The sequence below is a fragment of the Paenibacillus sp. FSL R7-0272 genome, from assembly GCF_037969905.1.
In the GTDB taxonomy this organism is placed as follows: domain Bacteria; phylum Bacillota; class Bacilli; order Paenibacillales; family Paenibacillaceae; genus Paenibacillus; species Paenibacillus polysaccharolyticus.
Genome location: NZ_CP150221.1, coordinates 6,230,568 through 6,243,236, shown reverse-complemented (window position 1 = coordinate 6,243,236; position 12,669 = coordinate 6,230,568). Strand labels below are relative to the sequence as shown.

Below are 12,669 nucleotides of genomic sequence, written 5' to 3'. Positions count from 1 at the left end.
CCGATTTCACCTTGATTGTGAAATCAGAGCCGGACTTTTTAAATTTGCGTAGGTCAGGACAGGCTTGCCCTTTCGTCTCACAAGTACATCATCAGTTACTTTGCCGAATCCGTAGTTCCTGTAGTTCCAGTTGTGCTTGTCGTACCTGTTGTATCTGTAGATGTACCGGATTGAGAACGATTTCTTCCACCGCCGAATCCGCCTTGTCCATTGCCTCCGCCAAAACCACCCATGCCGGAGCGCGCTGTTGTTACGCCTGATTCATTCACCCAAGTCACATTACTTGTGGATTGGAAGGCAACGATTTGGGTTCCGCCGCTATACGTACCATCGGTATAAAGTCCGTCTACCGCTTTGCCTGTCGATGTTCCGCCAGAGTAAATGACGTAAGAGCCATCTTTTTTCAGGTCTGGTGAGCTAACGACTACGTTTTGATAATCTTTTGCTGGTGCAAACGTCAGGATATTATTTCCTTTGCTGTCCTGAACATGAACCAGTGTTCCAGCTTTTTGTGTCTCAGGGAATGTCATCACGATTGCATTTTGCGTTGAATCATCGGAAGTGCCTTGCGCCATGCCAGAGCTTCCCGCAGCCACCAGATATCCGCCACTGATTACAAATGTGCCGTCATAATCCAGTGCCCCATTACCGTTATTCGTTGGGCCATTCACGATAACCGTTCCGCCCGTCATTGTGATGGAGCCATTGGAATCCAGACCATCACCACCAGCATTTACGGTAAGGGTTCCGCCGTTGATGTGAAGCTCGTTATTGCCTGATGATTCGCCTGCCATACCGCCAGGGCCACGGGTTTGCTGGCTTGCGTCCGAACCTTGTGCCGACTGATCTGACGTGGATGTGGTACCCGTCATTCCAGTGGAGTTAGCAGTGTCTGTATCTGCTGATTTGTTTGTGTCGGTAGCAGAACTGCTGTTATTTGTAGCTTTTCCCGTTGTAGTTGCTGTTGTGCTGCTCGTTGTTGCCTCACCACCAGCGGCATTCACCCCATCATCTGACGCCGTTAAGTCTACATCCCCATCATTCAGGGTGATAATTGCCCCTTCGAGCCCTTCATAACTTTTCATAATTTTGATTGTTCCGCCGTTAATCGTCAGCGCCTGATCGGCGTGAATGCCATCATCTCCGGACTGAATGTTGAAAGTCCCATCGTTTACTGTCACATTGCTATTGCTGTGCAAGGCATCATCCATAGAATCAATGGTGTATGTTCCGCCATTCACCGTGAGATCGGTTCCTGCTTTAAGTGCTTTGGCGCTTGTAGACTCTTCCTCTTTTGTCGTCGTTGCATTGTCTGTATCAGCGTTGGATTCAGATGATGTTGCTGTAGTGCTAGCCGCACCGGTATTTGCCGACTTCGTGGAGTTCGTTGTTGTACCGCTATTGGCGTTGCCATTGCTATTTGGCATCGCTGGCATATCGACAGGCGGTTCACCATCCGGTGGGGTGCCCATATCGGTTGGAGGTGTACCGCCATTCATTGCACCATCACCTCCGAAGCTACCACGGCCACCGCCAAAGCCACCACTGCCGGGGCCTTCTTCGACCTTGGCAGGTGCATTTGTACTGCCGCCAGCCGTCACGATGTTATACGTACCGCCATCGGTGACAAGTGCGGTTTCCGCCTGAATGCCGTCGCTGCCGCTCTGAATGTTAAAGGTACCGTCTGCAATCGCGACAAACCCTTTGCTGGTATCGGTGTCATTGGTCGATTTAATGCCGTCACCTGTTGCATCAACAGTAATGGTACCCGACTGAATGGCAACCATATCTTTGCCTTTGATGCCGTCGTCGGCTGCCTTGACGTTAATGGAGCCGCTGATGATTTTCAGATCATCTTTGCTTGTAATCCCTTCATTATAGTTGCCTGTGACGGTCAACTGACCTGCACCGTTAAACGTAAGATCGGCTTTGCTAAAGATGGCCGCATCCGGCTCATCGGTGCTGCTGTCTGCATAGACATATGTTTTACCATCGGAAACGGCGTTTTGGGTTCCTTTTTCAAGCGTAATCACCGCTTTGCCTGCCTTTTGAATGTAGATTCCTGCACTGTCATTGTCATGAATGGTTGCGCCGTTCAACACGAGATGTACCACGCCTTTATCGGCGACATTGACCACGATTTGGCCGTCGGTTAGCTCACCGCTCAGCACATAAGTGCCTGCTTCCGAGATGGTAACTGAACCGCTCGCTGCCTTTGCACCCGAACCTGTAATTGTTGCTGACGTACCGTTCAGCTTGATCATGGTTGAATCCGCTTCAGTCCAGCTGACATTCGTATCATCGGCATCCAGGGAGACCAGATCGGCATACTTCACGGACGTAGACTCGCTGACGGATACGATTTTGGTTGTTCCTGTTGTGGAGACGGCTGCATTGGCTGTGTTGCTTGTCGTTGCCGGAGCACTGCATGCCGCGAGCAGACTGGTAATCATGGCGATGGACCACAGTTTGCTGCCTGTAATGATGTTTTTACGTTTCTGAGCATTTTTCTTCTTCATATATATCGTTCCTCTCCAAATCATAATGGGTTAGTCGAATAAGCGAGCAAATCAATCTTCCAAATTTTAATATTCTGTCGTTGGACTCATCGTTAACGAGATATCCAGATTGCCGTTCCGTGTACGGATGGCATCGAGGAATTGCTTCTGATTCACGCTCTCGTGAATCGTGACGTTATAGACCAGTTCGTACAGGCTACCAAGTTCGGTCGTTCTGATTTTTTTCAGATCAAATGGGATATTAAAAGTATGGAATACTTCGTTCAGAGCCTCTTCATAACTCAAATTCTCGGGAATGGTAACCTTGAGCGTCTTCTGTTGACTCTTTTTCCCGCCAAAGTTAAATCGGTTCAGTACAAACATCAGCACGCACAGGATAACGGTGAACAGAACAGCGTAACCAAAAGCCCCTACACCACAAGCCAGACCGGATGCCATCGTGAACAAAACGTAAGCAATGTCTTTCGGATCACCAGGAGCGCTGCGGAAACGAATGATGGAGAAGGCTCCCGCCAAGCTGAAGGCCCGGGCGATATTGCTACCGATCAGCAGAATGATGATGGCAACGATCACGGGAAGCACAACCATAGTCAGCGTAAAACTCTGTGAATAAGTGGCCTGATTGGTTTTCATATAGGTAAGGCTGATGATAAGTCCCAGAATAATTGCAAGTCCAATCGTGATGACAGCACTGCTGAAACTCAAGGTTGAATCTTCTAGGGCGGAGCTGAAAAGGGCATCAAGCATAGAGTACACGCTCTCTTTCTCTAATTAATTTTTCTTGTGGAGTAGCCGGGGCCGCATCGTTAGGATTGAAATCAGTACCCGGGATAAGCTCTCGTTCGTTCTGATAATTCAGGTTGGTGGTTCGAACCAGATGTCTGTATTCATTGCCGTATTTGGAAAATCCGGTCCGGTACAACCCGTGCCCCGACAGTAATTGGGACAGCCACATCGGAACGGTTTTCTCGGCTTTGACCTCCATCAGCCAGCGCCCGTCTTTCACGAGCGGTTCACCGTAATCTCCCTGTTCCAACTTCAGATCATATCTACGGCTGCGGATGTTGGTGTCAAAGGTAATGCGAAGATCGCGGCTGTTCTTGTCAAACAACGCTTTGCGTTCGTAGGCGAGATACACTTTAGGTTCAAGATCGTAGAGTCTGAGGAAATATTTGATCTCTTCCAGCACCTGCGGGTTCATGTAGTCGGCCAGCTCGGGCGCTTGTCCCGAGCGAACAAAATCGTAAGCTTCATCCAGTTTCAGCGCAGTTCTGCGTTTATTAACGAGGCCGAACACTTTCTTTTTGATCTCCAGATATACTTTTGCATTCTCTTCGGGTACACCATAAGCTCGCAAACGCAGCTTTTCCTTGTATTTCGGTTTGGATAGACTCGCTCGAATCAGTGAATCCTGCGGTGTATCGAAGTACAGATTACTGATGGAGTAGAACTCATGTTTTTTGTTGTAGGCATCCAGTTCCATGTAGTGGAGCAGATCGTTGTAAAAGTGCTGGTATTGCTCATCGGTCAGCAGGTACTTGCTCTCATATCGGTTGAATACTTCAATCGCCACGACGGTTCAGTCCTTTCGGGTATGGATAAGTTGGTGTATGTTTTAATTATGTTTGGTTTGTGGTGTGTTGCTGTCATGTCTGTATCTTAGCGAAACAACCTTGAATGAATCTTAAATCGTTTTACATTGCGTTAACATTTCTTTTCCTTCATCTATACCGTGTCGGTGTTCTAATTATTAAGGTTGGTTCAAGGTTTAATTGATAGAATAAGAACATACAAACCATCGTGAGCAGAGGATGAATAGAGGATGAGAATTTTAATTGCGGAAGATGAGGTTCATTTGGCAGAGGCTGTATCTCAGATTTTGAAAAAAAATAATTACTCCGTGGACATGGTCCACGACGGCAGGTCAGGACTGGATTATGCGCAGAGCGGCATCTACGACCTGTTACTGCTGGACATTATGATGCCGGAGATGGACGGCATAACGGTGCTTAAAACGCTCCGCAGTGAAGGGAACCATACTCCGGTTATTTTACTCACAGCCAAAGGAGAACTGTCGGACAAAGTATCGGGCCTTGATTACGGTGCCGATGATTATATTGCGAAGCCTTTTGCCACGGAAGAATTGCTCGCCCGGATTCGGGCAGCCTTGAGACGCAAAGGGGAAGTGGTTCCGGAGGATGGCTTGAAGTTTGGTGATATCGAACTGAATACCACTCAGTTGAAGCTGAGTGTTCAAGGCAAGGAAATCAAATTGAACCTGAAAGAAAACGAGTTGCTGGAGTTGCTGATTACCCGGAAACAGGCGATTACCTCCAAAGAGCAGATTATTGAGAAGTTATGGGGATTCGACTCGGATGTGGAGTATAACAACGTGGAGGTCTACATCTCTTTTTTACGCAAAAAACTAACCTTCCTGAATTCGGCTGTCCGCATTAATACGATTCGGGGCGTGGGGTATGTACTTGAGGTGATGAGCTAATGTTTAACAAACTCCGTAATCGGTTCCTGATTGTCAATCTGGTGTCGATCTCGATTATGATGCTGGTGGCCTTTGTAACGATCTACACCATTACGTACCAGAATGTGCAACGCGAGACGAATATGGAGCTGTACAAGGTATCTGATTTCTACCATAACCCGTTTGGTTTGGGTGCTCAGCAGTCACGAGGTGAAGGGCAGAGTGGGGGAGCAGGAGTAGGGACAGGAACGGGAACGAATTCCGGATCGGCAACTGTACCCTCTTCTCCGAGTAGGGGCGGGGGCAACAACAGTAACGACATGAACGGTGGGAACTTTGGTGGGTATCGAGGACCGGGTGGAGATCTCGGCGCACCTCCTGCCCGGTCGGTTTCTTTTATGATCCAGACTGATAAGCAGTGGAAGATTACCGATACCCATTCGCGGTTTGATATGGAGGACTCATTTTACACGCAAGCGCTGCAAAAAGTAGATCAGGAGAAAATCGGCCAAGGTGACAGTAGTCGGTGGACTGGACAATTTGCACTGGATGGCACGGACTGGGCCTATGTGGTTGATCCAAACGGGGACGGGCACATGATCGTGTTCATGGATGTGACGGCACAGCAGGGCATCCTGACCAATCTGATTTACACCTTTTCCGTGGTTGGACTGATTATGTTGATCGTCATTTACTTCCTAAGTCGTTATTTTGCCAATCGCTCCATTGCGCCTGTGCGTGAAGCGTTTGAGAAACAGAAACAGTTTATCGCCGATGCCTCCCATGAATTGAAAACACCTCTGGCAATCATTAATACGAACACGGATGTCTTGCTGGCGAATCAGGAGGAGACCATTGAAAGTCAGGCCAAATGGCTTCACTATATCAAATCGGAGACCGAGCGGATGTCTGGACTAACGAATGATCTGTTGTATCTGACTCAGATGGAGGACTCACGGTCCACCCTTATCCATACCAGGTTCAATATGAGTGAAGCGGTGGAAAGTATTATTTTACCGATGGAAGCCGTGATTTTTGAAAAAAATATCTCCCTTGATTACAGCATTGATCCTGATCTGACGGTTCACGGAAACCCGGAGCAGATCAAACAGGTGGTTCTGATCTTGCTCGATAACGCTGTGAAATATTCCGGGCCAACAGGGACTGTGAACATTACACTCCAGAAGCAGAACCATGATGTCATGCTGACCATCTCCAATACGGGGGAGGGGATCGCGCCAGAGCATCTGGAACGGATCTTCGACCGCTTCTATCGCACGGATGCATCAAGAGCACGTAAACACGGCGGACATGGCCTCGGTCTGGCGATTGCCAAGTCTATTGTAGAGCAACATAAGGGAGAGATTTACGCCAAAAGTGTGGTGGGTGAGGGTGCTACATTTTATGTGCGGTTGTCGTAGGTACGATGCTAAAGTAGCGAATGGCGAAAATGAGCACCTTATCATAAAGGTGCCGCAAAAGGTTGGGCATAAGTTCTGCCCGTAATGGGATAACCTATGCTACAATGACAGCAAGAAGGATAACCAAGGAGATGAACATACGTGGCAGACAACAACGCAATTAATGAGCAGGAAATGATGCAATATATCGCGGACAAAACAAAGGCTAGCCAAGCAAATATCGAACTTGTATTGAAGCATGAGCAAGCTTATATCAACAAGGCACATGAGAATGCCAAAGGTAAAGACGTCGATATTGACGGCGACGACCTATCTGACTACATTCTAAGCCGCAAAGATGTGAAGCTTGACGAGCTGACTGTAGAGAGCATTTTGGATGCGGAAATGGATTATTTGATGGACAAAGGTCACGCGGGATACGTGGATTAATACGGATTCAAACGGACGAGAGAAAGATTGTGCTGGAAAGGCTGAAAGTTTGAGTTATTCATACTCTACATTGTGTTTCTCGGGGCTGCCCGGAATTCTAACGATCACCAGCGACGTTATTTGAGTGTTTTTTGGGTGATTTTAAATCTAGCTATGATGAACGTAAACAAGGATAGCCCTCCATATTGCTGCACTCGTAGGTTAAAATGGAAAGTGACAAAACCACCATTTCAGAGCTACACAGCAAAGGAGAGCTATCACTATGCAGTCTACCACAAAATTCATCGGTTTAGATGTGTCCAAAGAAAAAATTTCGGTGGCTATCGCAGACGAAGGACAGGCCAAACCTCGGTATTACGGGTCCATTGCGCATTCGCCTGCCGCTTTACGTAAACTCATCAAAGCGCTTGGACCTGCAAATACCTTGTCCTTCTGCTATGAAGCTGGTCCGACAGGATACGAAACCCACCGCTGGATTGAATCTATGGGTGCACATTGTGTGGTCATCGCTCCGTCCCTCATTCCCAAACGTGCAGGGGATCGAGTGAAAACCGACCGCCGCGACGCAGAACAACTGGCGCGTTTATTTCGTGCGGGCGAACTCACTCCCATTTACGTTCCCGCTCCAGAGGATGAAGCTCTGCGTGAATTGGTTCGTGCACGTGAAACAGCTAAAGAGGATTTACACCGGGCTCGCCAGCGTGTGCTCAAGTTTTTACTTCGCCACCAGATCCATCCGCCGGAACACATCAAACGGGCCTGGACGAAAAAATATCGGATCTGGCTGGGAACAGTCACTTTCCCGCAAATCTCGATGCAAACCGCATTTACCGAGTATCTTCACACACTGAATGAGGTGGAACAGCGGATTAGTCGATTGGAAAAAGCACTTATTGAAGAAGCGGCGACCCATCCCAAAACGGAAATGATCCGCATCTTGCAGTCCCTTCGCGGCATTGGTTTTCTGACGGCGGTTACCCTGGTTTCGGAGATCGGTTCATTTGCCCGGTTTTCTTCCCCAGCGAGGCTCATGGCTTACTTGGGCCTGGTTCCCCGTGAGCATTCGTCTGGAGCCAGTACCAAACGAGGTTCCATCACCAAAACAGGGAATGGGCGCCTACGTCGAACCTTGATCGAATCGGCTTGGAGTTACCGTCACCGACCGGCGGTGAAAGGAGACTTAGCCATCCGTTTAGAAGGTCTGTCCGCGGACATACAACAGATTTCATGGAAAGCGCAGAACAGGCTACATGCTAAATACCGCCGTCTGATCTTTGGAAAACACAAGCATCCCAATGTGGCGATTGCCGCTGTAGCACGTGAACTGATGGGCTTTATTTGGGCGGTTGCCCGAACCATGGAACAGCCGAACGCAAAGTAAGTTGTTTTGCATTTGTCCAAGACGTTCGTCACAAGGGAATAGGGTAAAACTCGGAGTCTTACGCCCGGGGGTTCATGAAAAGGTTCAGGAGAGAATCTGTGTTGATCGTTTGCACTAGGCTCTACGTGGGCTGAACGTGCGTTTCTAGCTTACAACCGCTCTCCTTGACGAAGGCATACCATGTGGTAACCAACCCACGGATAGCAGCGTGCCAACCGTCGCTCGCATATGGACCCCCGCGCTTAGGACTTCGACGAAATTGCAGTATTTTTGTGCTGGGCTTGACTAAAACGTTCATAGCAACGATCAGGAGAGACGTTATTTTCGGATTTTACAGGTCATTTTGATGAAAAAGGGCTACTTTTACCGAAATAGCGTCCGTGGTGATCGTTAGATTCGGAAATGTGCCGAAATGATGGAAATAAGGTTTCTGGTGATCGTTAGCGTAAAATAAGTAGAGTGCCGATGGATGTAAGCTGGTGCATATAATAAAAAGACCTCAACTTCACACAAAGGGAAATCCCTTAATGGTGGTGTCGAGGTCTTTTGGCATCAAACAAGCGGTGTGGAAGTAAAAAACTCTTGCAACTTGGCCGGATGTCAGTAAAATTTCGCTACACGCTACACGGCACCTCGCTTGAGGAAATCGCATAGAGTACACGCCTGTAGGTTCTACTATACGCCCATCCATGTGCCAATAATGTTGGTGTTACAACTACAATTACCTATTACTGACCCATCATACCGCCGTCTACAGTGTAGAGGGATGCGGTAACGTAAGAGGCGTCTTCGGACAACAGGAAGTTCATCACGGCTGCGACTTCTTCCGGTTCACCGTAACGGCCCATTGGGATAGCAGATACTGTAGCGGATTGGTAATCCTCCACGTTGCCGGAGTTAGCTTCGATCTGACGCATCATACGTGTGTTGATTGTACCTGGCAATACGGCGTTAACACGAATGTTGAAAGGTGCCAGCTCGTTAGCAGCGGTACGTGTGAGACCAACAACGGCATGTTTGGACATAATATATGGAGATACCGCCGGAGCGCCCATCAGACCAGCAAGGGAAGAGGTATTCAGAATCGCACCGGATTTTTGTTTTTTCATCACAGGAATGACGTTTTGCAGACCAAGGAATACCCCGCGAATATTTACGTTGTATACTGTATCAAGTGCTTCAACGCTCAGGTCTTCAATTAGACCCGTTGGCCCTTCAATACCGGCATTATTCGCAAAATAATCGATACGTCCAAATGCATCCATTGCTTTTTGTACGTAATTTTTAACATCTGCTTCATCGGATACATTGGCTTTGACCGCAATGGTATGCTCTTGATCGAGATTCAATTCTGCAATCGTTTTGGCAATCGCTTCTTCGTTCAAATCAACCAAGACCAGATTGATTTTACGTTCAGCCAAGCGACGTGCAAGCTCTTTACCAATTCCTCCGGCAGCTCCTGTAATAACAGCGGTTTGTGTGTAGGATGTACTCATGATTGAATCGTCTCCTTATAATATATAATGGGCAGGTAATCTCCATAGGAATTAAATAATAAATTCAGTGGGTGAAAACCTGTCGTCTTTAGTTCCTGTCTTAATGTTAAGATATACATAAATATGTGACAATAATCATTGACAGCGCAAATGTCAGCTACTGAACACAGATGTAAGCGTTGTTCATTTAGGTTACAATAATGGACAAAGGAGGCGGAAGTGTTGATTATTGAACACCCTCAGGATCGGAGAGCACGAAGAACGCAGGATGCGATCATCGCTGCGGCGGTATCTTTAATATTGGAAAAGGGGGCTGACGCCCTGACCATCCGGGATATTACGGAACGAGCCGACTATAATCGGGGGACCTTTTATTTGCATTTTCCCGGCAAACCGGAGCTACTGCAATTTCTTCTGGAAGACTTCCTGCAAGGATTAGGACAGGCTTACGCCTCACCGTATGCTAACCTTACAGAAGTAGATATGACCGGACTGTTACCGTCAACTATGCCTGTGTTTGAATATATTGAGAATCATCAGGATCAATTCAAGGCGCTCATGACAATGCATGGGGATATGGCGCTCAGGATCAACAATGTGTTCCGGGATTACCTTACTCAGGACTTCATTTTGGTAACTGAAGATAGTGAGCAAGTGATCAATTATGACATCATGTTAAGTTATCTCGTATCCGCAACCGTGGGGGTTATTATGCATTGGGCAGAGGTGGGATTCAAATATTCCGCACATTATATGGGGGAACAGCTGACAGCTCTAATTAACATCAAACCGACCCGTCTGCTGATTGAGCCTGGGCAGAAGGGTCGGACGGTGAATGAGCGTATGTTGTCGGACTAATACATGCAAATACATGCTTATTATACTATGTGAATGCGTCCCGCTGCGGGATCTGCGTACAACTGAAGGTTAACCCGTCATTGAAGCAGATGCAGCATGCTGCATCTGGAGCAATTGTTCGCGGATGAGTACGGACTCTCCAACCATAATTAAAGCTGGATTACAGATGTGATGCATATTAGCTAATGTCTGCAGTTCGGCAAGTGTGCCTGTGACAATTCGTTCTTCACTTGTTGTTCCACGTTCAATTAGTGCGGCTGGTGTATGTGCAGCTTTGCCGTGACGAAGCAACTCTTGCTGTATCTGTGATAACTGGCTTATCCCCATGTAAATCACAAGTGTATCTACGCTATGCGCAAGCAGGTCCCAGCGGACAGAGGATACACTTCCATCACTGCCGGTTCCCGTTACGCAGGCAAAAGAAGAAGCAACCCCGCGATGGGTTAGTGGAATGAGTGAAGATGCGGAGGTACCCACAGCCGAAGTGATGCCGGGGATAATTTCGAACGGGATACCAGACTCGGCCAGCACCAGCGCTTCTTCACCACCACGACCGAAGATGAACGGGTCACCACCTTTAAGCCTGACAACGTGTTTGCCTTCTGCTGCATGAGAAGCCAGCATACGTCCAATCATCTCCTGGCTCATAGAGTGAAGCCCAGGAGCTTTGCCACAGTAAATGCGTAGAGCACCAACCCGCGCCTCAGCAAGTAATTCATCTGTGACAAGTCGATCGTACATAATAACATCAGCAGACTGAATCCGTTTCAGGGCTTTGACTGTAATCAGTTCGGGATCACCAGGGCCAGCACCGATGATACTTACCAACCCTCTGCTCATGACCGTGTCCCCCATTTCGAAGTCGTGTTGGGAGCTGTTAGCCCTGAGCGGACACCCTGAATGGTCGCCAGCGGAGATGAGAGCTTAAGAGAGCTTCCCCAGTGATGCGCAAAATACAGACCAAGACCTGTAAATACAGCACCACCAATGAGGTTACCCGCGAGCACCGGAATCTGATTCCACAGCAACCAGTCTGTAATCGTGACATGAGCACCGAGCATCATGCCAGCCGGGATCACAAACATGTTCACAACGGCGTGTTCAAAGCCTTGGGCAAAAAAGATCGTAATGGGCAGCCACATCGCCACGATTTTCCCCAGTGTAGATGTAGAGGTCATCGCCATCACGGCTCCGAGCGCAACCATCCAGTTACATAGAATGGCTTTTATGATGACAAGCACGATGCCTGCCCCGCCCAAATGCTGATATCCCAGTGTTTTCGTTTCACTGGTTTGAATCAGTGTTTGAACGAGTGGGTTACTCATATCTGTACCCATCTTGGTTATCGTCAGGCCGTATAATAGTGCGTAAAATGCACATCCGATCAGGTGACCGATAATTACCCACAAGTAGTTACGAAGCATATCGATAAGTCTGACCCTGCGCTTCATCACTGCGAGTGGAATCAATGCGAAGTTTCCTGTCACCAGTTCAAGACCGAGCAGAATAATGATTGCAAATCCTGCCGGGAAGATGAGTGCACCTGCCAAACCAAGCGAAGTCTGAGACACGGCAGTATACGCCAGTGTAGTGGCAAAGGCAAGGATGGCGCCAGCCAGAAAACCGCGGATCAACATCTGCACCCGGTTCATTTTGGCTTTATGTTCACCAACGTCAACCATAGCTTGCAATACTTCTGCAGGTTTAACAAAATCCATCATGCACCCCTCCTTCTGTCAGCATTGTCTTGTAAGGTTAACCGCTTGGTTAACCCGCAATCGTAATATAGATATCTCCGCTATCTCCGTCCACTTCTGTTTGGTACGTGTTCAAGCAACCATCGTCCGGTTCATGGACCTTGCCGCTTCGCAGATCAATCTTCCAGTCATGCAACGGGCAGTGAACGGCTGTTCCACAGACCATGCCCTCCGATAGCTTGCCGCCCTTGTGAGGGCAGCGATTCTCTACGGCATGAAGGCTGCCGTCGCTCAGTTTGAAAACGGCAATTTCGGTATCCTCGACCAGAAAGGTACGAGCCCCTTTTTCATCAATATCGGCCAGATGCCCAATGCGAAATCTACTCATC

At 48.1% G+C, this 12,669-nt stretch carries 12 protein-coding genes; 5 read left to right on the top strand and 7 right to left on the bottom strand.

Annotated features, from left to right (window positions below; translation table 11 throughout):
• Window positions 1–95 precede the first annotated feature (95 nt).
• The 3 genes from MKY23_RS27300 to MKY23_RS27290 form a co-directional block, all read right to left on the bottom strand.
• The gene (locus MKY23_RS27300; protein WP_339833795.1) at window positions 96–2,519 is read right to left on the bottom strand and encodes a carbohydrate-binding domain-containing protein; all 2,424 of its coding nucleotides are present in this window, start codon (window positions 2,517–2,519) and stop codon (window positions 96–98) included.
• A gap of 66 nt (window positions 2,520–2,585) precedes the next feature.
• On the bottom strand, window positions 2,586–3,266 hold the full coding sequence (locus tag MKY23_RS27295) for a DUF4956 domain-containing protein (protein WP_251508150.1): 681 nt from the start codon (window positions 3,264–3,266) through the stop codon (window positions 2,586–2,588).
• Window positions 3,259–4,092, bottom strand: a complete 834-nt coding sequence (locus tag MKY23_RS27290) for a polyphosphate polymerase domain-containing protein (RefSeq protein ID WP_339833789.1) — start codon at window positions 4,090–4,092, stop codon at window positions 3,259–3,261. The genes MKY23_RS27295 and MKY23_RS27290 overlap by 8 nt, the downstream gene beginning before the upstream one ends.
• A 249-nt stretch (window positions 4,093–4,341) precedes the next feature.
• Between MKY23_RS27290 and MKY23_RS27285 the strand changes: the two genes are divergently transcribed.
• The 4 genes from MKY23_RS27285 to MKY23_RS27270 all read left to right on the top strand — a co-directional run bounded on the left by MKY23_RS27285 (window position 4,342) and on the right by MKY23_RS27270 (window position 8,229).
• The gene (locus MKY23_RS27285; RefSeq protein ID WP_339833786.1) at window positions 4,342–5,019 is read left to right on the top strand and encodes a response regulator transcription factor; all 678 of its coding nucleotides are present in this window, start codon (window positions 4,342–4,344) and stop codon (window positions 5,017–5,019) included.
• Complete coding sequence (locus MKY23_RS27280) at window positions 5,019–6,419, top strand: HAMP domain-containing sensor histidine kinase (RefSeq protein ID WP_154984320.1); 1,401 nt, start codon at window positions 5,019–5,021, stop codon at window positions 6,417–6,419. The genes MKY23_RS27285 and MKY23_RS27280 overlap by 1 nt, the downstream gene beginning before the upstream one ends.
• Before the next feature lie 141 nt (window positions 6,420–6,560).
• Window positions 6,561–6,848 (top strand): hypothetical protein, encoded by a 288-nt coding sequence (locus MKY23_RS27275; RefSeq protein ID WP_312027643.1) that lies wholly within the window; start codon window positions 6,561–6,563, stop codon window positions 6,846–6,848.
• Between the two features lie 262 nt (window positions 6,849–7,110).
• A complete protein-coding gene (locus tag MKY23_RS27270) occupies window positions 7,111–8,229 on the top strand; it encodes an IS110 family transposase (protein WP_154985940.1) in 1,119 nt (372 codons plus the stop codon).
• Window positions 8,230–8,957: 728 nt separating this feature from the next.
• Here the strand turns inward: MKY23_RS27270 and MKY23_RS27265 are convergent.
• A complete protein-coding gene (locus MKY23_RS27265) occupies window positions 8,958–9,725 on the bottom strand; it encodes an SDR family NAD(P)-dependent oxidoreductase (protein WP_154889991.1) in 768 nt (255 codons plus the stop codon).
• Between the two features lie 222 nt (window positions 9,726–9,947).
• Between MKY23_RS27265 and MKY23_RS27260 the strand changes: the two genes are divergently transcribed.
• Window positions 9,948–10,583, top strand: coding sequence for a TetR/AcrR family transcriptional regulator (locus MKY23_RS27260; RefSeq protein ID WP_339833779.1), 636 nt, complete (start codon window positions 9,948–9,950; stop codon window positions 10,581–10,583).
• 69 nt (window positions 10,584–10,652) lie between these two features.
• Here the strand turns inward: MKY23_RS27260 and cobA are convergent, their stop codons facing one another.
• The 3 genes from cobA to nirD are packed head-to-tail and all read right to left on the bottom strand — an operon-like array spanning window position 10,653 to window position 12,668.
• A complete protein-coding gene (gene cobA, locus MKY23_RS27255) occupies window positions 10,653–11,423 on the bottom strand; it encodes a uroporphyrinogen-III C-methyltransferase (RefSeq protein ID WP_339833776.1) in 771 nt (256 codons plus the stop codon).
• Window positions 11,420–12,301 (bottom strand): formate/nitrite transporter family protein, encoded by an 882-nt coding sequence (locus tag MKY23_RS27250; RefSeq protein ID WP_339839742.1) that lies wholly within the window; start codon window positions 12,299–12,301, stop codon window positions 11,420–11,422. The genes cobA and MKY23_RS27250 overlap by 4 nt, the downstream gene beginning before the upstream one ends.
• 49 nt (window positions 12,302–12,350) lie before the next feature.
• Window positions 12,351–12,668, bottom strand: coding sequence for a nitrite reductase small subunit NirD (nirD, locus tag MKY23_RS27245; protein WP_154959575.1), 318 nt, complete (start codon window positions 12,666–12,668; stop codon window positions 12,351–12,353).
• Window position 12,669: the final 1 nt, after the last annotated feature.